17 protein-coding genes are annotated in these 22320 nt (G+C 37.2%); 12 read left to right on the forward strand and 5 right to left on the reverse strand.

From position 1 onward, the window contains the following. Positions 1–37 precede the first annotated feature (37 nt). From recC to L0668_RS12645, 4 genes are read left to right on the forward strand one after another with little or no spacing between them, the layout of a single operon-like run. The gene (gene recC / locus L0668_RS12630) at positions 38–3463 is read left to right on the forward strand and encodes an exodeoxyribonuclease V subunit gamma (RefSeq protein WP_235312999.1); all 3426 of its coding nucleotides are present in this window, start codon (positions 38–40) and stop codon (positions 3461–3463) included. Beyond that, entirely contained in the window at positions 3460–7314 is a 3855-nt protein-coding gene (gene recB, locus L0668_RS12635) for an exodeoxyribonuclease V subunit beta (RefSeq protein WP_235313000.1), read from the forward strand. The genes recC and recB overlap by 4 nt, the downstream gene beginning before the upstream one ends. After that, positions 7308–9353, forward strand: coding sequence for an exodeoxyribonuclease V subunit alpha (gene recD / locus L0668_RS12640; RefSeq protein ID WP_235313001.1), 2046 nt, complete (start codon positions 7308–7310; stop codon positions 9351–9353). Before recB ends, recD begins: the two co-directional genes overlap by 7 nt. Positions 9354–9369: 16 nt before the next feature. Then, positions 9370–9996 (forward strand): DNA-J related domain-containing protein, encoded by a 627-nt coding sequence (locus L0668_RS12645; RefSeq protein ID WP_235313002.1) that lies wholly within the window; start codon positions 9370–9372, stop codon positions 9994–9996. Positions 9997–10080: 84 nt separating this feature from the next. Here L0668_RS12645 and L0668_RS12650 read toward each other — a convergent pair whose 3' ends face one another. Further along, entirely contained in the window at positions 10081–10899 is an 819-nt protein-coding gene (locus tag L0668_RS12650) for a glycoside hydrolase family 11 protein (protein ID WP_235313003.1), read from the reverse strand. A gap of 167 nt (positions 10900–11066) precedes the next feature. Next, positions 11067–11591 carry an NADPH-dependent FMN reductase gene (locus tag L0668_RS12655; RefSeq protein WP_235313004.1) on the reverse strand — a complete coding sequence of 175 codons (525 nt, stop codon included), beginning with the start codon at positions 11589–11591 and terminating at the stop codon, positions 11067–11069. Positions 11592–11713: 122 nt separating this feature from the next. On the opposite strand from L0668_RS12655, the gene L0668_RS12660 reads away from it, so the two are divergent. Continuing rightward, positions 11714–12625, forward strand: a complete 912-nt coding sequence (locus L0668_RS12660) for a LysR family transcriptional regulator (RefSeq protein WP_235313005.1) — start codon at positions 11714–11716, stop codon at positions 12623–12625. Between the two features lie 7 nt (positions 12626–12632). Here L0668_RS12660 and L0668_RS12665 read toward each other — a convergent pair whose 3' ends face one another. Further along, on the reverse strand, positions 12633–14810 hold the full coding sequence (locus L0668_RS12665; protein ID WP_235313006.1) for a winged helix-turn-helix domain-containing protein: 2178 nt from the start codon (positions 14808–14810) through the stop codon (positions 12633–12635). Positions 14811–15077: 267 nt separating this feature from the next. Between L0668_RS12665 and L0668_RS12670 the strand changes: the two genes are divergently transcribed. Then, complete coding sequence (locus tag L0668_RS12670; protein WP_235313007.1) at positions 15078–15632, forward strand: hypothetical protein; 555 nt, start codon at positions 15078–15080, stop codon at positions 15630–15632. A gap of 30 nt (positions 15633–15662) precedes the next feature. On the opposite strand, the gene L0668_RS12675 is transcribed toward L0668_RS12670, so the two are convergent. Then, positions 15663–16343, reverse strand: coding sequence for a tRNA-uridine aminocarboxypropyltransferase (locus tag L0668_RS12675; protein ID WP_235313008.1), 681 nt, complete (start codon positions 16341–16343; stop codon positions 15663–15665). A gap of 80 nt (positions 16344–16423) precedes the next feature. Here L0668_RS12675 and L0668_RS12680 point away from each other — a divergent pair, with 80 nt between their 5' ends. From L0668_RS12680 to L0668_RS12705, 6 genes are all read left to right on the forward strand, one after another. Next, positions 16424–16963: a GNAT family N-acetyltransferase gene (locus tag L0668_RS12680; protein WP_235313009.1), complete on the forward strand. Its 540-nt coding sequence runs from the start codon at positions 16424–16426 to the stop codon at positions 16961–16963. Between the two features lie 114 nt (positions 16964–17077). Then, positions 17078–17479, forward strand: coding sequence for a DUF2750 domain-containing protein (locus tag L0668_RS12685; protein WP_235313010.1), 402 nt, complete (start codon positions 17078–17080; stop codon positions 17477–17479). Between the two features lie 20 nt (positions 17480–17499). After that, positions 17500–18039 carry a DUF6942 family protein gene (locus L0668_RS12690; protein ID WP_441295206.1) on the forward strand — a complete coding sequence of 180 codons (540 nt, stop codon included), beginning with the start codon at positions 17500–17502 and terminating at the stop codon, positions 18037–18039. 50 nt (positions 18040–18089) lie between these two features. After that, positions 18090–19790 carry an aminotransferase class V-fold PLP-dependent enzyme gene (locus tag L0668_RS12695; protein WP_235313011.1) on the forward strand — a complete coding sequence of 567 codons (1701 nt, stop codon included), beginning with the start codon at positions 18090–18092 and terminating at the stop codon, positions 19788–19790. A 61-nt stretch (positions 19791–19851) separates the two neighbouring features. Beyond that, the gene (locus L0668_RS12700; RefSeq protein WP_235313012.1) at positions 19852–20346 is read left to right on the forward strand and encodes a thioredoxin family protein; all 495 of its coding nucleotides are present in this window, start codon (positions 19852–19854) and stop codon (positions 20344–20346) included. A 24-nt stretch (positions 20347–20370) separates the two neighbouring features. Then, positions 20371–21369: a purine-nucleoside phosphorylase gene (locus L0668_RS12705; protein WP_370659898.1), complete on the forward strand. Its 999-nt coding sequence runs from the start codon at positions 20371–20373 to the stop codon at positions 21367–21369. A gap of 77 nt (positions 21370–21446) precedes the next feature. On the opposite strand, the gene L0668_RS12710 is transcribed toward L0668_RS12705, so the two are convergent. Beyond that, positions 21447–22235 (reverse strand): DUF748 domain-containing protein, encoded by a 789-nt coding sequence (locus tag L0668_RS12710; protein ID WP_235313013.1) that lies wholly within the window; start codon positions 22233–22235, stop codon positions 21447–21449. Between the last annotated feature and the right edge of the window lie 85 nt (positions 22236–22320).

Below are 22320 nucleotides of genomic sequence, written 5' to 3' on the forward strand. Positions count from 1 at the left end.
TATTTTAGTCTTTTAATAGCTGATATTAAATTTATACATGTTACATCTGATACAATCAAACAAAATGGAAGTGTTAGCCCAAAGCCTCATTGGTGCTCTAAAAAAAACGGTTCAGCAAGGTGTTAGTGTTTTTGAGCCTGATCAAGTATTAGTGCAAAGCCCTGGTATGTCTCAGTGGTTAAAAATTCAAATTGCACAAGAGTTAGGCATAGCCGCTAATATCGAGTTTCCGCTTCCTTCTAGTTATATTTGGCAATTGTATCGCGAACATATTCCAGACTTACCAGAACAATCTGCCTTCACTAAGCCGAATATGGCTTGGAAAATAATAAGCATATTACCCAAGTTATTGGGTAAGCCAGAGTTTGCGCCAATAAATGCCTATTTAGCAGATCAAGAGTCCATTAAGCTTTATCAATTAGCCAACAAAATAGCCGATGTTTACGATCAATATTTAGTTTATCGACCTGAATGGATTTTGGGCTGGGAAAATGGTGAAGATAAAGTAGCGGATTTAGCCAATGTTTTTGCAGAAAAGGACATCGAAGATAACCAAGCATGGCAACCCATTTTATGGCGTGAAATGGTTAAATTTAGCCAAGAATTACACGAGTCTATTTATCACAGAGCTAATTTACATCGAGGCTTGTTGAGTGCCTTGTCTAGCAAACATGAACCTTCAACTGCAGATATCAAGCAAGAATATAAACCTCTTATGGTGTTTGGTATTTCTGCTATGCCTTTGCAACAACTAGAAGTGTTAAATGCTTTAGCTAAAAATCGCGAGGTAGTGATATTTTGGTTCAACCCTAGTCAACATTATTGGGGGGACATAGTCGATAATAAAACCCATGCCAAAACCCAATTGAAGGCATTGGATAAGCCACAACTAGGAGCAGAATTGTTTGATGTAGGGAATCCACTTCTAGCTTCGTGGGGTAAGTTAGGCCGTGATTATCAAGACATGTTGTTGTCTTTTGATTTGCAACAACAAGATTGTTTTGTTGACCAACAAGCTACGAGTTTATTGGCGCAGATCCAAGTTGACATCAATCATTTACAATTTAGACATTCTTCACAACCATTAGATGCCAATGAGTTGTTAACCAATGGTGTTGAGTATCCTAAGGTTGAAGTTAAACATAATGATAGTTCTATTCAGGTACACGCTTGTCACTCAAAAGTAAGAGAATTAGAAATATTACACGATCAATTATTAAAACGTTTTAATGATAATCCAGATTGGTCACCTGCAGATATAATTGTCATGATGCCTGATGTAGCAACGTATGCTCCCTACATAGAGGGCGTGTTTGGTGGTGTTGAGTCTGACTTATTTATTCCCTATGCCATTTCTGATCGAAATTTTGCTCAAGTGTCGCCACTTATTATTAGTTTTATCAACATAATGAAGTTGCATCAAAGCAGGCTAACTTTGTCTGAAGTTTTATCTCTATTGGAAGTGCCGGCAATTCAACGTAAGTTTTCGATTAGTTTGCAAGAATTTGAATTGATCCAGCATTGGTTAAATGATGTAGGTATTCGTTGGGGCTGGAACGCAGATGATAAAAAACGTTGGGATTTACCATCCCAACAACAAAATACTTGGTTATTTGGTTTGCAGCGGTTATTAGCAGGCTATGCCATGTCGGGGCAAACTATGTTCGCTGGCAGTGAGCAACTGATTGCACCATATGCAGACATAGAGGGACAACAAGCAGTTGCCTTAGGTAAATGTTATCTGTTTATTCAAATATTATTAAAAGCATTAGAATTCTGCCAACATGAGCATACCTTAATAGGTAAGGTTGAATATGCGCTATGTTTACTGGAAGACTTATATGAAGTTGAAGAAACTGAAGAAATCGAATTAATTACGCTTAGGGAAGCACTAGAACAAATTTTGTCACATCAAGCTCAGTTTACCCAAGCATTAGACCAAGATATTTTTGTGAGCGAATTAGAACAAAATATTCAAGAAAAGGGCGTTGGGCAACGATTTTTGGCGGGTTATGTAAACTTTTGTACCTTAATGCCTATGCGTAGCATTCCTTTTAAAATGGTATGTTTGTTAGGTATGAATGATGGTGACTATCCTAGGCAAAGTGTACCCATGGGCTTTGACTTAATGCGCTTGGCGCCGGCTAAACGCGGCGATAGGTCCAGACGTTTAGATGATCGTTATTTATTTTTAGAAGCCTTATTGTCAGCTCGTGAACAAATGTATTTGAGCTATCAGGGTTTTAGCCAAAAAGATAACAGTGTTTTATCACCTTCAATTTTACTCAGTGAGTTACTTGAATATTGCCAGCAAGGGTTTGCCTTACAAGGCCAATTGGATCTTACAGCTCAACAAACCGAGAAGAATCTACTTAGCTTGTTGACTATTCAACATAAATTACATGGCTTTGATTTAGATTATTTTGATCCCACTAAAAATAAATTAATCAGCTTTAATATGCAGTTAAAAAATATTGCAGAACAAACTCGTCGTAAGGTTCAAGCAAAACTATTTTTTGAGCAAGAGTCTAATGCAACAGACTTAACCTTTAGTGCAAGCATATCCATTGAATTAGACGACCTCATTTCGTTTTACCTCAATCCAGCTAAAGCATTTTTTATCAATAGATGGCAAAGCCGTTTTTATCCTTTGGCCAATGAAAGCTCAGATGTCGAGCCTTTTGCCTTTGACGGTCTAGACTCCTACCAAATTAATCAAAAGTTAGTGGATAATTTTGTGCAAAATGTAGACCACAGCGAGCATGAGCCTATTGATATAAATACTGCTGAAATGTTAACTGAACTCAGAGCACAAGGTATTTTACCTATTGGTGCTAGCGGCGAATTAAAAATTCAACCTTTGTTACAAGCCAGTCAAAAGATTGCTCAGCAAATAGCCCAGTTGTCAGCAGGTATTGCCAAACGTTTTGTGGAAGTAGAACTAGCGCTAGAGGTAGATCTAGGATTTTCCCTAAATTCCCATGAAATTTCACTAGTTGGACGCATAACCCAAATGTACGGAGGTAATTTAATCCTATGGCGGCCGGGAAAACTGCGGGAAAAAGACAAGGTGGTACTGTACCTTCAATGGTTGTGTTTATGTGCTAAGCCGCCTGCTACAGGTTTAGATAAAGCCTTTTTTATATGTACAGATAAAATTTATCAATTGCCACAACTTGATAAAACCCAAGCAGAGTCTGAATTGCAAACTTGGTTAGAAACTTATCTGAAAGGGCAACAAACAGTTGTTCATTTTTATCCGGCAACCGCTTGGCAATGGTTTAAAACCCAAGATATGGATAAATGTAAACAAACCTTTGAAGGCAATCAATTTAGTAATGGCGAGGGCAAAGAAGCTCATATTCAAAGAGTATGTCCTGACTTAGCTGCTGTTTTCGATAGTTTTACTCAAGTGAGTGAAAAGCTCTTAAGCCCCTTGATTGAGTTGGAGAGTCAAAAATGATTGACATGACTTCTAATCATTCTGAAGGTTTAGCAGACATGCAGCCGCTGGACGCCTTAACCTTTCCATTGAGTGCAAGCTCTCTGATTGAGGCTAGTGCAGGTACCGGTAAAACCTATACTATAGTCAATTTATACCTACGTTTGTTATTAGGCCATGGTTGTGAGCCTCTATCCGTCGAGCAAATTTTGGTGGTGACCTTTACCAATGCAGCTACAGCGGAGTTAAGAGAAAGGATCAGACAAAGATTACGCAAAGCCTATTTAGATTTTTACGCCAGCCTTACTAGCACTACCCCAAGTGATGATGACTTTATTCAAAGCTTAATTGAGCAATCCCAGGGTATTGAGCAAGATTGCCAAAGATTAGCGCTAGCCAGTAAACAAATGGATGAGGCCGCTGTACATACCATACATGGGTTTTGTCAAAAGGCCTTGACCGAACACGCCTTTGAAAGTGGTGCTTTGTATGATCAGCGTTTTATTCTGGATGAAAGTGAATGGGTACAAATAGCGATAGAAGATTATTGGCGCAAACACCTAATACCACTGCCAAAATACGTGTTGCAACTGGTTTTAGACACTTGGGCAACACCAGATGATTTACTTAAATCTATATATTCTTTTATTTATCGAGATACCCAGGTTTCAAACAGTCAAAGCATTGAGCAATGTCTACAGGCAGTTCAGCGGTATAAACTTGCAGTTGAACAAGCAAAAGCTTGGTGGCTAAACAACAAGGTTTCAGAACAACTTGCAAAGGCTAATTTAAAAGGCAATGTGAAGTTAGCAAAGTTAGCTAACTTGCAAAAACTTGATGACTTCTTTCAAAGTGATCTATTACAAATGCCCAAAGAGACAGGCACTTGGTTAGATTTACTACCTGAAAAAGTAAATAAAGCTAAGAAAAAAACAGGTAGTGCTGACTTATCACACTTGGACTTTAGTCAATTTGAATTATTAAACGATAGTTTAGCTAAATGTCAAAACGCCATTAAAGTGTCGTTTAGTTTGCAAGCTATTGATCAAGTTAGGAAAAATTTAGCCAGTCACAAACATCGATTACATATGTTGTCTCCCGATGATCTATTGTCTGGTTTAAAACGTGCCTTAGTCAATGTTGAAATGAGTGAAAATCAAGCTGAGCAGACTACGAATAAAACAACTAAAACCAAAGAAAATTCTCTAGCAAATGCTATTCGACAGGCTTATCCGGCGGCACTCATAGATGAGTTTCAAGACACTGATCCTATTCAATTTGAGGTATTCAACGCTATTTACGGCGATCCAAAAATAACCAAGCAAAATACTTGTTTGATCATGATTGGTGACCCTAAACAAGCTATTTATGCCTTTAGGGGCGCGGATATATTTACCTATATTCAAGCTAAAAAACGCATTCATAAAAGTCGCCACTTTACTTTGGCTACCAATTGGCGATCAGCCCCGAGTTTGGTTCAAGCCATTAATCATGTATTTACCAGCAGTGCAAAAGGGTTTTTGTTTGAACAAAACATTCCTTTTTATCCAGTGGCTGCTGGTAAAAAGCTAACGGGCTTAGAGATAGAGGGAGAGCCTGTTGCTAGTTTACATTTCGAACATTATTGCCATGACAATAAGCCCGTAATATCTGCTAACGACGCTCAGCCATTATTGGCTAAGAGTTTAGCTAATCAAGTTAGTCATTGGTTAACCTTAGCTAAAACTGGACAAGCTCGCGTAAATGGCAATCCTTTAACTGCTGGGGACTGTTGTGTATTGGTAAGAACGCGCTTTGAAGCAGACATAGTCAAACAAGCTTTAACAGCAGTAAACATAGATAGTGTATTTCTATCCAGAAGTAGTGTATTTGAAACACAAATTGCCCAAGATTTGTTTCGATTTCTCAAAGCTATTAGTCAACCAGGGGAAGAGAAGCTATTAAAAACAGCGTTAATGAGCGAGCTGTTTGCATTTAATGTAGAGCAATTAGATGAGTTATTTAATAACGAATTAGCTTGGCAAAATGTGCTGGAACAACGATTTTTTTGGCATCAAACTTGGACGAAACAAGGCTTAATGCGGGCTTTAAAACTCGCTTTTGGGTATTTTAACGTAGAGCAAGTTTTGATTTCGAGGTATCAAGATGGCTTAAGACGTATTACGGATTTACAACATTTAGTCGAATTATTGCAGCAACAAAGTTTGCAGCTAGTCGGAGAATCACAACTTATTCATTGGTTTGAATCTTGTTTGTTAGATCCTGATGCGAATAGTGAAAGTCAGCAAATGCGCTTAGAAAGTGATTCTAATCTAGTCCAAATTATTACCTTACATGCATCTAAAGGCTTAGAGTTTCCTTTGGTGTTCATTCCCTTTGCTCCCAACTTTAAAGCCAGTAAAACAGCTATGTATCATAATCAAGATGATCATTTAGAAGTGGATTTTCTAAATAGTGATAATGCTATGGTTCAAGCTGAATATGAACGATTAGCCGAAGATATTCGGTTATTTTATGTGGCTGTGACCCGAGCCGTTTATTACTGTCATATCGGACTGTGGAATATTAACTTAGCTAATAATAAAAAAACGTCTGGTTTTGTTCAATCAGCATTAGGTTGTGTTTTATTGGCAGAAAATCATCCCAGTGATGCTGAAGTCAATGGCACTATTAGTAACTTGCATATTAGCCAGAGAATTGATGAGTTAAGAGCACACAGTGATATATCCTATAGGACGTTTTCAGACGTTTTACCTTTAGATAATCCTTATGTTAATCCGTGGCTGTTGCATGACAGCTGTCTATCAAATTCACAGTTAAATCAAAAAGTGCAAAGAACTTGGCGTTTAACTAGCTATTCAGCTTTAAGTAAACAGCAAGCACATTTAGATATGCCTACACCTGGTTTAGATGAAGGCCATGGACCTAACTTGCCGCAAGACCCTGACGTTGAGATGAACAAAATAACACGACAAGAGTTGGTCAAATCGGCCTTTACCTTTCAACGTGGAGCGAATGCGGGATCATTTTTACATGCTGTATTAGAAAATGTAGATTTTCAACAATTGAGTAATTTATCTGAGGTGATTGAAAAACAGTCGATTAAATATGGCATAGATGCCAGTTGGCGAGAGTGTTTAACTATTTGGTTAACTGATGTAATCAATTGCCCAATCAATCAGCACGTATCATTACAATTTAAACAACCAATAATAGAAGAGCAAGCCAAGCAAGGTGGAGCAAACAACTCCTTATCTCTATCTGTTTTAAGTCAACAGCAGATCAAAGTTGAAATGGAATTTTACATGCCATTACATAAAATTCAGGTAAAAGACTTTAATCAAATCATTAATGGCTTTTATCCTCAGTATCTAAGAAATTATCAGTTCGATACACTTAACGGCATGATCAAAGGATTTATCGACCTAATGTTTGAATTTAATGGTCGTTATTATGTGGCAGATTATAAATCGAATCATTTAGGAGATAACTATCAAACTTATGGTCAGTCAGAGATGGAAAAATGTATGTCAGAACATGACTATCATTTGCAGGCCATTCTTTATACTTTGGCCTTGCATAGATGGTTAAAAAGTCGTTTGAAGGGGTATAGTTATGACAAACATATAGGCGGTGCATATTATTTGTTTATTCGAGGGATGTCGTCAACAAAGGTGCTTGCCAACTCACAAAACACACAGCAACAACTAAAAGCTGAAAATGTACTAGGGCAGGGAGTATATTTTGTTAAACCAGAACAAGGTTTAATTGAAAGTTTAGATACCTTGTTTAAAGGCTCCTATATACCAACCTCTAAATTTGAACAGACTAAAAAAGACTCCAAAGAAGAAGGGCAATTAGACTTATGGTAAACGCAGCTCCTAACCTTGATGCCCGCACTCACACTGAAGAATGCAGCTTTAAACGTATCGTAAATGATTTACTAGAGTTAGGTGTTTTTAGAGCAATTGACTATGCGTTCGCAGAATTTGTCTACCAACAAGAGGTAAATTTAGCTGAAGATTTAAGACTGCAAGTGGCACTTCTTGCTGGTTATGTCAGTTTACAAACCGGTGAACAACATACCTGTATTGAGCTAAAAGAATTAGCAAAACTTAATCTGGCCGGGTTTGTTCTGCCGGATGCAGAAGGTTTGTTCCAAAGCCTACAACAGGCTAATACAGTAGAGATTTTGGCCAGTGATATTCAAGCCACAGGTAAATACTCTAGCCCATTAATTTTACAAAACAACAAAGTATACCTGCAACGATATTGGCAATATGAAGTGAACTTGGCAGGTAAAATCCTTGAAATGGCAGTTAAAAGTCACGATTTAAATATTATTGAAACTCAGACTTTGTTAACAGGCTTGTTTCCAAAAGATAAGTGTGTGCAGACTGAAGAGCTAGATTGGCAGAAAATAGCAGTTTGTATTGCTTCAAGCCAAAAATTTAGTGTCATAAGTGGAGGCCCAGGTACGGGGAAAACCACAACTGTGACAAAGTTATTAGCCTTATTACAAGGCTTAGCCGCTAAACAGAATAAAGTATTAAATATTCAATTGGCTGCCCCCACTGGTAAAGCAGCAGCCAGATTAACTGAATCCATTAGAGGCGCAAAGAGTAAATTACCAGAGCCATTACAAAATCATCTGCCGGAGCAATGTCAAACAATTCATAGGTTGTTAGGGGCTTTACCTATGAGTCCTTATTTTAAAACCGATCAATTTCAGCCACTACATCTTGATGTATTGGTTTTGGATGAAGCCTCTATGGTGGATTTACCACTTATGGCTAAGTTGTTTGATGCCTTACCTAAGCAGGCTCAGGTGATCTTGTTAGGTGATCAAGACCAACTCGCATCAGTAGAAACGGGTAGTGTATTAGCTGATATTTGCCAGCCATATAATCTAAATTTAGGCGGCGATAAGCTAGCGGGTTATAGCCCTAAAATGTACGACAGGTTAAGTCAGTTGATAGATGGTCTATCCGACTTAATACTTGAGCAGGGGGTACAAATACATGCAAATGAACGAGCCGTCACCCATCTCATTAAGCAAGAACCATTTGGCCTACAAGATAATTTGGTCCAACTAGTAAAGAGTCATAGATTTAGTGATGATAGCGGCATTGGTCAACTAGCCAAAGCCATAAAAACCGGTGATGTGGTATTGGTACAGGATCTTCTTAAAGAAAAGTCATTTACAGATATTAACTGGTATCAGCTAAAACAAAACAGTGTAAAAAACAATCAAAAAGTTGTGTCTGAACAAATATTAAAACAACTAATAACTAAGTTACTACCCGTATTTAAATTGTATTTGAAAGCGATTAAACAAGGTGATCTTGCATTGGCTTTTAATTGTTTACATCAACAACAGGTATTGTGTGCACAAAAAACAGGTTTATGGGGTGTTGAGCAGATAAATAGCTTGATGGAGAATGAATTACACCAGCAAGGTTTAATAGATAAATCTAAGGATTTCTACACTGGCCGACCTGTTATGTTAAGCAAGAACGATCATCAGCTCAAATTGTTTAACGGTGATATTGGCTTGGTAATGCCTGATCCAAATCAAGCAGATTTAATTAAAGTGTGGTTTATCACACCTGAAGGTGAAATACGCGGTTTGTTACCTAGTCGTTTGCCATCTCATGAAACCTTATACGCCATGACTATTCATAAAAGCCAAGGTTCTGAATTTGAATCAGTTTATTTATGCCTGCCTTTAGTCAATAATAACTATGGTGGAAGAGGTTTGAGTCGTGAATTGTTATATACAGGGCTGACAAGGGCCAAGAAACAATTTTATTTATTCGCACAGCCTCAAGCTCTGGCCCTAAGTCTTAGCCAACAGTGTAAACGCAGTAGTGGTTTAGCTCAGCGGTTACATAATTCAAAGGCGACTTAATACAGTGCAACATACTATGCAAAAAAGAGCGCAAAAAACACTAAACACACCGTCAGAGTGGTTACCATTGCAGGGGATATTAGAAAGTGTGTTATTTGCCCATACGGATGGGGTGTCTGAATATGACTTGCTCAAAATTTTGCAATCAAGCACTTACAAGGTGTTTTCACGGCACGACCTACAAGATCCTTTGGTGTTATTCCAAACCCATTTCATAGTATTTAATGCTCTTTATCACTTGCGAGATAAATTAATAAAACAACAACTTGGTTTGTTGCATATCGACTGTATGAATATTTGTATTAAGCCTTGGCGAGCCGGAGGAAGTGGCCTTCAGGCCCAAGATAAACTTCGTGAGTATTATCTAAACTGGCAACACTTATCAGATACTGGCCAACAAGAAGTTGAAAGTTTACTGAATAGTTTTTGGCAAGGTTTTTCTGGAAAGATAAAACAAAATAATAATATAGAGCTGGAACAAGCGTTAAATATCTTTGAGATAAAAGAAGTCATTTCACAACAACAAATCAAAAAGCAGTATCGAAAGTTGTTACATAAACACCACCCAGATAAAGGTGGTGACAATGAGAACACTCAGTTGTTACATAAAGCTTTTGAATGCCTTTATAACTACTCTAGCTGAATTCTGGAACAACTATCTCGAATCGCTATAAAGTGATTAAAAAGGCTAACTCAAAGGAGTATAGCCTGATTTTGAAAGGTTCAATTAATTTGATGCAGCATCCCAAACACGGCCTGATGTGGTGCCATCTTTGGGTGGGTTAAACACTTCAACGGCCATAACTTGGTATGTTGGGTCATCACTCGCATCAAAGTTATTCATATTTGGAATGACCCAACCACTGTCTTCCCACGCTTTTACGTGATCGGCAAACACTATCTTGCCGTCTTTACCTAATGGTTGTTGTTCGTTTGGTTTACTCCAGTATTGATAAAAGGTAGAGGTACTATTGATTGAAGGTTTCTGTTCTCGAGTAGAACGATAAGTTGAATATTCGATGCCATTACTGACGAACGTCTTACCAAACACGGCATTTTGGCTTGGATCATAAGTCCATCTTTGTAAGATATAGTATTCTACTAAGTGAGCTGGATTGGTCTTTGCCATGTTCTTGTCGTAACCCCAACCATATAAAGTTACAAAGTTAGCACCACTATCTTGGTCAAATCTGTAACCTATGACTCTGTCTTTGTCACCGTAATGCCAACCTGGACCACCCACGTAGTTATAGCCACCACCTTGCCAAGTAACACTAAAGGCACCATCTGTATCCATACTTAATGATGCCGCTCCACCGTCTTTCCAATGTGTAAAAAAATACTTACCTATATGGCCAGTAGCATGATTTCGCGTTAATTTTGTAGGTTCATTAAAGGCTTGAGTATAAGCCTTAAATTTAGTAATTGACTGTGTTGGCGATTCAATCGGCAAGTCTCGCTGTTTAGCATCTTGATTAACTGAATTACAAGCTAAGAGTAAATAACAGGTAAAAGTAATGGACGTCGTAATTAACTTATTTTTCAAAACATATCCTCAAATTATTGTGGTATTAGCCGTAGTTTTAAATAAAAACCAATCAAATGAGAGCTAATCAAATTGTCGATTAACTCATTGATTGGTTATTATCTTGACTATTTTTAAATGTGGTCATGTTTCCAGATTTTGCTACAGTTAACTATTATGTTTTTGATTTACCGAATTAATTTATCCACTAGATTTACTAAGCTTTTGTTAAGTGCTTGATCGGTCATTTTACCAGTATCCATATCAAAAACGTCGAAGAAGTTAGGCACAGATAAACTTCCTTTTACCTCACCGGCAAAATATGGAGCTGATGTCACCGCTGAATCTAAAACGTTCTTTGCGCCGCCAGGACCTGGAGAACTTGCTAGTAGCAACATGGGCTTATTTTGATATAAGTTTCTTTCAAAACGCGATACCCAATCAAAGACATTTTTAAACGCTGCTGAATACGAACCATTATGTTCGGCAAACGAAATAATGATGGCGTCGGCTTGGCCTATTTTGTCGAAGAAATCTTTGGCTAATTGCGGTATCCCTGATTCATTTTCTCTGTCTGAACTATAAATCGGCATTTCATAATCGTTAAGATCCAGAACTTCAACTTTCTCATCACTTAAGCAAGCGGCGTATGTTGCTAATGCCTTGTTAATCGACTTTGTACTATTTGATGCTGCAAATGCTAATAATTTCATTAATTGGCTCCTTGAATGAATTAGTTAAATTATATCTAGTCTTTATTGGGTGATATATATGTATAATGGATAATTATTATTTCCATATAACTTCTAATCAACTCTCAGCGTGGTGATGTTTGATGGTTTATGAACGCTCTTTTGATGCCTCATTGTTTGACGGTATCGCTATATTCGTGATCCTTGTGGATGAAGGTAGTTTTACTAAAGCTGCGATTGCTACGGGTCATTCGACCTCTTATATAAGTAAACAGCTAAATAAACTTGAAGAAAAAGTCGGTGTACGCCTACTAAATAGAACCACGCGTAATTTAGGATTAACAGCTGAAGGGCAGGCGTTTTATTTTAGATGTCAAAAGATAGTAGATGATACTCGACAAGCCACTGGAGCATTATTTGGCTCGCAAGATGAGCCTAAAGGTACACTTAAAATAAGTTGTCCTGTTAGTTTAGGTTTGTCAAAACTTAGGCCCTTAATATCCGAGTTTATGGTCGTTTATCCAAAAGTGAATATCGAGTTAGAGTTAAATGACCGTAAGGTGGACATTGTTTCCGAAGGTTTTGATTTAGCGATTAGAGCATCACGAAAATTAGACGATTCAAGTTTAATTAGTCGCTGTGTCTTAAAGTCTCACTCATTAGTGATAGCTTCGCCTGATTATCTCGATAGGTTTGGTACACCTCAACATCCTGCTGATTTAATTCACCATAAAACGATTAGTTACAGTAATCTTAAACATCCAAATTTATGGGAGTTTATTGATTTAGATGGCAGCAATATTTCTGTAAAGGTGGATAGCCATATTTTAACTAATAGTGCTGAGATGGAAATTGCAATGTGTATCGCCGGTAAAGGTATCACCCAAATGCCAACATTTAATTTAAGTGACGAAATCCAGCAGGGAAAGCTAGTTGAATTGTTTAAATCGTTTAAAAAACAACAAATTGAAGTATATTTGGTTTATCCAAGCAGAAAACATATGCCATCTAAAGTTCGCTGTTTCATAGATTATGTGATTGCAAATTTGAAATAAACAGGCCTTAGTGTAAAACACTAATTGAAGAAGGTGGGGTAATACAATCTTTAGTCAGTACCCCTTGATTTGGAGAAAAACTAAGCGTTGAAACATAGTTTGTTTGTCTGTTTAAGTAGGTAATTGCATTTTGATTATTAAACTCTTGGTAAAAAATATCAGATTCATTACATTGACTGCCAGTAACAAAATATACAGCTTTCTCATCAACCGCTAATAGTTTGCTATTAATTGCTAAACTAATATTGATTTTGGCTAAATTTAAAGATCTCGCATTTAGCTTCCACAACCCTTTTTGGCCAATGTATTGAAAGTAAATGTTTTGTGCGTCAGTGATAGTTGAACCTATAGCGCCAAACGTGAGTTGCTTACGTACGTTTTGATTTAAATCTATACGCCAAATATTTTTTGCTTGTGCTACTTCACCTATTGCGATTAATTGGTTGCTTAAGAGATCAAAATAAATAGGGCTAAGCTTGTTGGCGTCGGCAAGTAGTAACTGATTATTATTAGTTTTTAGGTCAAAATAATAAATGTTGGATGCTGATTTAAATACTAAGCCTTGATCTTGTACTTCAATTAAATCTGTTATTGCTGAACTAGTCATCTCAGTTAATAGTTTTTCATGTGTGCGGTTTTCTGGTGAGCTTGAAGTTTTTGCCCATACTTGTTGTTTATTAGTAACACTTTTCACATAAACTAAGCCTTTGTTTTTGTTCATAATTAAGCCGTTGAAGCCACTAATTGTGACAGCTTCTTGGTTAATATTTGTGCCAGTTATACTAATAAAGGTTAGCTTTGGGGATTGTTTAACCTTAGAAAAATAAATAGTGGTTCCATCAGGGCTATAGCGTGCAAATCGTATTTCATCTGTGGCTGTTTTGTCTAAACGAATAGATTGATCATCCCCATCTAAATAAACCGTGACTAAATTGGGGTTTTGTTTATTGGACAATAACACCCCAGACCCATCGGGAATCCAACTCAAATCCTGAACTTCAAAATTTACTAATTTAGATAATATAAGCTGTTGTTGACTATCGATAAAATCAATTTTACTGCCTTTTTTATGGGTGCTAACTAACGCCAAAATATTATTGTGAGATGCTGAGTAAAGGGGCAGTGGAGAGTGAGGAGAAGGCTCAACTATATTTAAGATCTGGTTGTTAGGAGTGTAGCTAAATCGTTGAAAGGTCGTACTTTCGCCTTGTGTCGCTAGAAACTCAAATTCTCGGTTATCTAACCAAGTTACACTATTGATCCTGCCATGCCATTGGCTAAGTAATTGCTTTTCTTCTAGTTTTCTTGTTGACAAATTTAGAGTGAAAATATGAATGGTATATAAAGCAGGCTCCTGAACATAAAATTGCCTAGGATTAGGTTGTAAATCCTTTTCCTGTTGCTCAATAGCTACAAGATGTTTGCCATTAGGTGACCACGCCAAGTGTAACCATTGTCCTTTGCTAGTCGCTAGTCGCCAGTCATCAACTAGACTTTGATTTTTAATTAATAGAGTCTGCAAAGATTGATTGTCGGTTTGTGTCTGATTATTGACTTCTTGACCTTTGACATACGCAAGATCGTTATTATTTGGATGAGGAGAGATTAAGTTTGCCAAAATCAATTGGTGGCTAAATATCTTAGTACCGTTGAAAGTTGTTTTATGATTTTTGAATAGCTGCTGTTGATTGATTGATGTCCAAAAATAAGCGACAACAGCAAATAACAGTAAACCGCAAAAAGTAACAATACTTATTTGCTTAACCTTTGTTCTACTGGGTTTTACACTATTGGCTTTTACATTAAAGGTGCCACCTTCTTGTGTGCTGATTTCTTGGAAAACAGGGCTAATTTTTAACTGATAACCTTTTTTGGAATAGTTCTCAATCACAGTTTGTTGGGGAAAGTATTTGGCAAGTAATTTTCTAAGGGTATTAATACTTTTTTGCACTGAGTTCTGAGTCACAATTCGACCCACCCATAACACGTCAATGAGCTCTTCACTACTAATGACTCTGTCGTGATGGCAGGCTAGATAATTGAGCACTGACATAGCTTTGGGCTGAACTTTAATGGTTAGCTGATTAATTTTGATTTGATTTTTTGCTGGGCAAACCAAAACAGGACCTAACATAAAAGCCTGTAGTTTTTCATCATTGAATCGAGAGTGTGTATCTTTTTGCAAAAATATCGCCTCGTTAAATTAACCAAACCTTAACCTGTTACTTTAGGTTATGGTTTACTTTTTACTATCCACTAATTTTGCAATACAAGCTAGTATAAATGCAACCTAAGGTTAATTTTTAAATTGTCATAACTAATTGATTTTTATATGTAATTAAATGGTAAGAAAAAGGTCAGCAAAGGGTTTCTGCTTGGTACACCCATTCCTAGTTGGGTGATATATAGTTTATGCGGACAAGTTAACCTTAATGAATTTTTGGAGAGTAAAATGAAAGTCTATTCTTTAGCATCAGTATTAAGTATGTATTTATTAGCTTCTAGTGCCTTCGCTCAAGACAAAGAGATCTATTTAAATAGAGATCTAGGTTTTAATGTAGAAGGTTATAATTACAACCAAAAAGAATTACCTTGCGAAGTAGACAAGTATCTAGTCAAAGACATAGTGTCTCGCGGTAAACAACAAAACTTGGTCATTACTACAGTTGGCACGGGGGATTCTATTGCAAAATCAGATGCGGCTGTTTTAGCCATTGAGATTGATTCCTTATCCTTGGGGAAAAAAGGCTTTAACTTTGGTGCTAACAATGAAAACAATGTGCTACCGGCTATGAAAGTGACTGTAGGGTTAATTAAAGGCAGCGAACAAGGTGGAACTGTATTAGCTAAACATAGCTGCGCTATTTTAACTATTAATCAAGTATCACCGGGCAGTTCTAGCGTATTAGATATGGGCACATACGGTATGTCGGTATGTGATGCAACGCATAAATGTTTGAATGATTTAAGTAAAGATATTGTGGATTGGGTTATGCCCCAATTATAAAACCTTGAGTACAAGTTTTGTCGGAAGGTATTATTTGAGGTGAGGTTTACCGACTATATAAGCCTCTCTAAACACTTCAAAGTATTTAGCTAGTGCATTTGCTGCAAGGTGATCATTAGCTAGTCTTAGAATTTCGATAGCCACCTCTGCTGTGCATAATTGATGGTCTTGTGCAGCTTCTCTTAACCGATAATTTGAGGTACTTTGAGGTTGTATGCCTAAAACAGGTAATTTTGCCAAGCTAGGGCTTTTAAACATTTTTTTAGCTTCACGCCAAGTTCCATCTAACATGATAAATAGCGGGGTTTTGCCTTTTTGAACGGCAGGTAAGTCTAAAGGTGAATCTATACATTTTTCTGGTTGAGCATATTCATGGGGAAATACCACAATTGGTGCGTAATCTGGGTGTTGTAATAAATTTAAGAATGCAGGTTCGGGTGTAACTCTGTGCCATAAAAATGCGTGGTTGTCTGGGATCACATCAGCGATGATCCTGCCTGTATTACTTGGTTTGTAATATTCATCTTTGTACATCAATAAACAAAATGCACATTGGCTACTAATCTTGGGGCGTTGCGAACATATACATTCAGTTTGTGGAATTAAACAAAACTCGCATCGTTTAACCTTAAAACCTCTTGCTTTAAATGCTCGGGTGGATTGAAGGAGTTGTTTTGATCTAAGTCTTAATACAGAATTGTAAGTCGTCAATATGGTTACCGCAGTTATAGCTTTAATTTATGTATCAATTTGGCATTGTAAAGCTAACTTCTATTTGAGTCTCTTTAAACATGAAAATTAATGTGTCACCTAACATAACAATTCGATTATTCACCCCAGAAGATCACGTTACATTATTTACAGTCATCGAACAAAATAGAGAATATCTTAAGCAATGGTTGTCTTGGTTAGACTTAGTAAAAACCAGCTCAGACTCTCAAACATTTATCGAAACCTGTATTTATCGACACAACAACCAAGAGTCTTCTAGTTTTGGTGTGTTCTATCAAACTCAATTAGTAGGCATAGCAGGCTTTAATAAGTTTGATTTTGCTAATAAGTCTGCTGAAATAGGCTATTGGTTAGCCCAAGCATATTGTGGAAAAGGCATTATTACTTCAGTGGTTAACACCTTATTAGACTACGGTTTTAAAGACCTAGAGTTAAATAAAGTAGAAATACACTGCGCCGTAAACAACCTAAAAAGCAGAGCGATCCCAGAACGTTTGGGGTTTACCTTTGAAGCAAATTTACGCCAGCGTGAATGGCTATACGACAGCTTTGTTGATCACGCTGTGTATTCATTACTTAAACGTGAATTCACCCAATAGTGACTATATCCTGCAGTGAATTTAGTTCGAATAAACAAGTGCTTTATTTAAGTCTTCGTAATAAAATAAATTTTATATAGGAAGCCAAATTTTAAAGAATGATAAGAAGTAGTTATGAGTACAGTATCAGCAAAAGATTTTCTCGATTTAAGCAAAATGTTACCCGAACAAAGATTTGAATATGCGTTAACTAAAATGATTGAAGACCAAAGTCTTTGGGGCTTGTTTGGCGCCAATGGGTGGGTCATGGTTAAGGCGGATGAAGATACTTGTATGCCAATTTGGCCCCATGAAGAATTTGCAACCTCTTGGGTCAAAGAGGACTTTCCTGACTGTCAGCCTAAACAAATTGAGTTTTCTCAGTGGTGCGAAATGTGGTTACCTGGCATGCAGAAAAACAATACCTTGGTTTTGGTTTTTCCATTAGGTGAAGATGAAGAGGGAATAATTCTTGAAGCACAAGAACTAGCAGAATGTATTGACGAAGATTTAGCTGAACTTGAAAATAAAAAATAATTTGTTAACTAAAACCCACTATGCCTAAGGTGTATGGATTGGGCGATCCACTAGCCCATTTTAAAGTTTATATAGCGAATCGCCCACAATTTAAAAACCTTCCGCATACTGATGTAGTACACCCTGTAACTCAAGGTGAAATTTATGCCATTGGACAGGCTTGCGGGAACGGTTGGCGAAAAGTGTTTAATGTATATGCTAAGTTAGTGTTTGCGTTAAATAGCCCAAAGTTTATGGATGTCACTAAATATAAATGTTGGCAGGATTATCGTGATCAATGTTTATTACAGCAAAACTCAAATACAGCGCTACTATTTTCGCCTCCTATACTTAATCAAAGTCAGGCCCAAGACATACACATAATAATGGGTAAGACTTACGCTAATTCACTTAGCCTGTTTCAGCCGATTAATCAGTTAGATAACGATTTTGCCATAGATGTAGACCAAAACCTTATTGTATGCCCTTATTTTGATTATCGTCAGTTATCTAATCTGAAAATAATTCGTTTAGTAGAATTAATTACAAAATTAAAAGCATATAATTCCAAGCAAGGATAAAGGTCAACTTTATTAAATTAAAACACTTAGTGTTAGGTATTCCAATTTAAATGAGCATAACAAGTCTTAGAGATTTATTTCCATTTTTTTCCTCTGAACAAAACCAAAGTTTAATCTACTTTGATAGTGCCGCGACTAGTTTAAAACTAGACAGTGTTATTCAGGCTCAAAATCAATATTATCAATTCAACACTGCTAATGTTCATCGCTCCAGTTACAAAGCAGCGACACAGGTGACAGCTCAATTTGAACAAACAAGATGTGATGTTCAGACATTTATTAAAGCAAACAGTCCTGCAGAAATCATTTGGACAAAAGGCGCCACTGATAGCTTAAATCTTATTGCTAACTGCCTAACTAGAAGTGACCTGTTAGACAATAAAGGAAGTGAAATCCTAATAGCAGCCTCTGAACATCACTCAAATATAGTGCCTTGGCAAGCGCTGTGTAATACCTTAGGTTTTCAAATTAAGGTGATGCCGGTAGACAAAAACGGTGTGCTAAAACTCGAAGAGTCACTACAGCTTATTTCAGAAAACACTGCTGTGATCTGTATTGCACAGGTTTCAAACGCGTTAGGTAATATCAACCCTATAAAACCATTAATTGAACGTGCTAAAGCTAACAAGGCGCTAACTGTTATTGATGGTACCCAAGCTGTAGCCCATATGCCCATTAATGTAGCTGAATTAGATTGTGATTTTTATGTATTTAGTGGGCACAAAATGTATGGACCAACAGGCATAGGCGTTTTGTACGCAAAGCTAGGAATATTAGAACAGTTACCCCCTTACCAATTAGGTGGTGAAATGGTTAAAACTGTGAGTTTTAGTCAAGGGACAAGCTTTCAACCAAGTCCATTAAAGTTTGAAGCAGGCACCCCAAATATCGGTGGCGTGTTGGGGTTAGCAGAAGCCGTTAAGTTTATTCAAAACGATATTAACCAGATAGAAACTGTTGAAGAACAACTGTACAAAAGATTAATTCAAATATTAACAGGTATACCTCAAGTAAAGTTGTGGGGTGATACCGACAACACAATTTGTCTACAGTCTTTCACGCTAGAAGGTGTGAATGTTTATGATTTAGCTGTGATGCTAGATGAGCATAATATTGCCGTTCGAGTAGGCCATCATTGTGCAATGCCTTTGATAAATGCTTTAGGCATTGAAGGTGTGTTGCGAGTTTCTTTGTCCTGTTACAACACAGTACAAGAGTTAGACTTTTTCGAAAAAGCGCTAAAACAGTCTATTTCAATACTTTTAGATCCAGGCCTAGACTCAGACTCAAGCCCAACTCCAGAAGTGCTAATAGAGTCTGAGCAAACAACATCAGTCAATAATAATTTAACTTTAGGCTTAATCGCTAAAAGCTTAAAAGCAGCCAAAGGTTGGGATAATACCTACAGGCAACTCATGTTGGCGGGTAAAGGCTTACAACGTTTAGCTGATCTTGATAAAACCCCAGACACAGAAGTGTTTGGTTGCGAAAGTCAGGTTTGGGTCAAATGTGAGTTAAGTGACAATAAAGTTTTATTGGTAGGTGATTCACCAAGTAAAATAGTCAGAGGTTTGTTAGCAGTAATATTTGAAGTATTAAACCATCAACAGTCTTGCGTAATTTTGTCTTTTGATTTAACCGAATATCTTGCATCCTTAGGTTTATCTCGCCACTTAAGTGAATCAAGAGGAAATGGTTTAGCTGCAGTATTTGATAAAATTCGAAAGTTTTGCTTAGTAAACGGGTCATAAGTTAGTCATAGAAAGTAATGGTAACCATCACCTAATTAAACGTTTGTAAAAAAGGCTAAATATGAAAGATAGACAGAATTGGATCACTTCAGTTACCACTAACAAAAAGCTATTGAGTCTAGTTAAAATACTACTATTGGTATTGGTTGTGATGGTTGCTAATCGTTTAGTACAAAGCTATTTAGGTGCCTCAGCTTATGAAGAAACTGGGTTGGGTGATTTGAATTTAAGTGAAGCAGTACAAACTGCTAAATCTACCGAACGTTTGGTGCTAGCTGATTTATCTGCCGTCTGGTGTCCTAGTTGCCGTAAACTAGATAAACAAGTGTTAAGTCAACCAGAAGTCAAAGGTGTGATTAATCAATCATATGTGTTTACCCGCATTGAATATGACTCAGAGCAGGGTGAGGCTTTTATGCAAAAATTTGATGTCAGCGGCTTTCCAACCTTATTAGTTCTCGACGATAATGGTGATAAATTGGTGCAATTACCTCTAACATTTGATCCTGATAAATTTCAAAACCTGTTAAAACAAGCAGCCATTAAATTTAATTAGTTACCCATCTAGGAGTATATTTTTGTGAGAAAAATATTGTTGTATTCGCTGCTTTTAATAGTAGGCATTTTTAATGCTCACGCGGCTGAACCCAAAATCAAAGTGAAGGTGTTTGTTGCCGCTATGTTTGAAATTAGCGAAAATCAAGGAGATAAAGCGGGTGAGTTTCAACATTGGTACTTAACTTACTTTAAAGAAACCAAACCTATTCAGGTTACAGGAGCAGTTAATCCCGTTTTTTGTAACAAAGATGGAGTATGTGGCTCAGTTTTAGGTATGGGAAAAGTTGCATCCTCGGCGTCGATGCAAGCTATTTTATTAAATCAACATTTTGACTTTGCACAGAGCTATTTTGTGTTAAATGGAGTAGGGGGCACGCCACCATCACAAGGCACTATTGCTGATGTGAGTTGGGGCACTTGGTTAGTAGACTATGACCTCGGCCATCGATGGAAGCCTGAAGAAGCAGAAGCGGGGAAACCCACTTTTATGCCCCGTAAAGGGTACGAAAACATACGCAGTTACCAACTCGATACAAATTTAGTTAGATGGACGAAACAGCTAAGCGCTAATGTACAACTAAAAGATTCACCCAGCGCACAAGCTTACCGAACGCGATATCCTGACAAAAATGCAAGGCGTAAACCCAAAATCACCTTTGGTACACATTTCACAGGGGATACATTTTTTCATGGTCCAGGCTTGTCTAAAGAAGCTCAATACATAAGTGAATTGTATGGTGCCGATGATTATGTGATCACTGAAATGGAAGCCGCAGCTATCACCCAAGTCATTGATCGATTACATGGTACTAGTCGAATTATGAGTTTAAGAGGTGCAGTAAATTTTGATCAAGGCCACCCAAATGAATCGACTTTAGCACACCTAGATCCAGCACCTGGAGAAACCGCCGGAGGCTTTGCCGAAACCGTTGAGAATATAGTATTGGTTGGTAGTCAGGTAGTGGATCATATAGTACTGAATTGGGCTGATTGGAAAGATGCCACGCCTAAACTAAACTGATTTGATAGACAAATTAAAAACCTGTCAGGGGTTAGGTGTACTTTTTTAAAACTTCTGACAGGTTTCTTTGGGCTTAGTTAATTACCACCAAACAGGCCTTTTAGTTTCTCTTTAGCCTTTTCTTTAAGTTTATCTTTTTCTTCCTCTAACTTTTCTTTGGCCTTAGCTTTAGCCTCTTCTTTGAAAAGCGCTTTAATCTTGTTTTTACCTTCTTTAATTAAATTATCTAACATTGCATCGACAATCGCTGCGCCAACTTGATCAGCCGGAATACCATCGGGAATACCAATTGAATCTGCATAGAAGGTGGGCAGAGTTAGTTCAAACTGTCGCTTATTTAAAGGCAGTTCGGATAAATCCATGGCTTCAATATTAAGTTTAAGTTTTACATTTTTTACGGTAATTTTGATAACACTCATAAGCGGCGTGGCTTGTGCATCTTTTTGTTCAGTAGCTGGTGTAGTGGATTTCGGCAAGGCTGACTGAATATTTTGCTGGATTACACTTAGGTTGGCTTTTCCTTGTTTATCGACTTCGTATAATACAGTAGGGCTATCGATCAAAAACTCTTCGATAACATAAGGCTCTTTGGTTGAGGTACCCAGCTCTAACCTTACGACATCCAGACTAAAAGCATTTTCAGCGGAATAACCTTTTGGGTTAGCAATTTTAAGCCCTGTGATGCTTGCTTTCGCCTCAGATAGTTTGGTTTCTACCTTTTCTACTGAGACACTTGTTTGGGTTGCTTTACTACCTTGAACTTCTATTTGCTCACGTATTAAACCATCAAGTTCTGACAGTCCCATAAAAATAAAACCAATAACAACAACTAATATCACAGCGAATGCAATAAGTACTTTTTTCACAATTAACTTCCTTATGTAGGTTTGTTTATTTATTAAAATGCATTTAGCTTAGTGATGTCAACACATCCTAAACTAGAGCGTGTTG

Source organism: Paraglaciecola algarum (genome assembly GCF_021532655.1).
Lineage (GTDB): Bacteria > Pseudomonadota > Gammaproteobacteria > Enterobacterales > Alteromonadaceae > Paraglaciecola > Paraglaciecola algarum.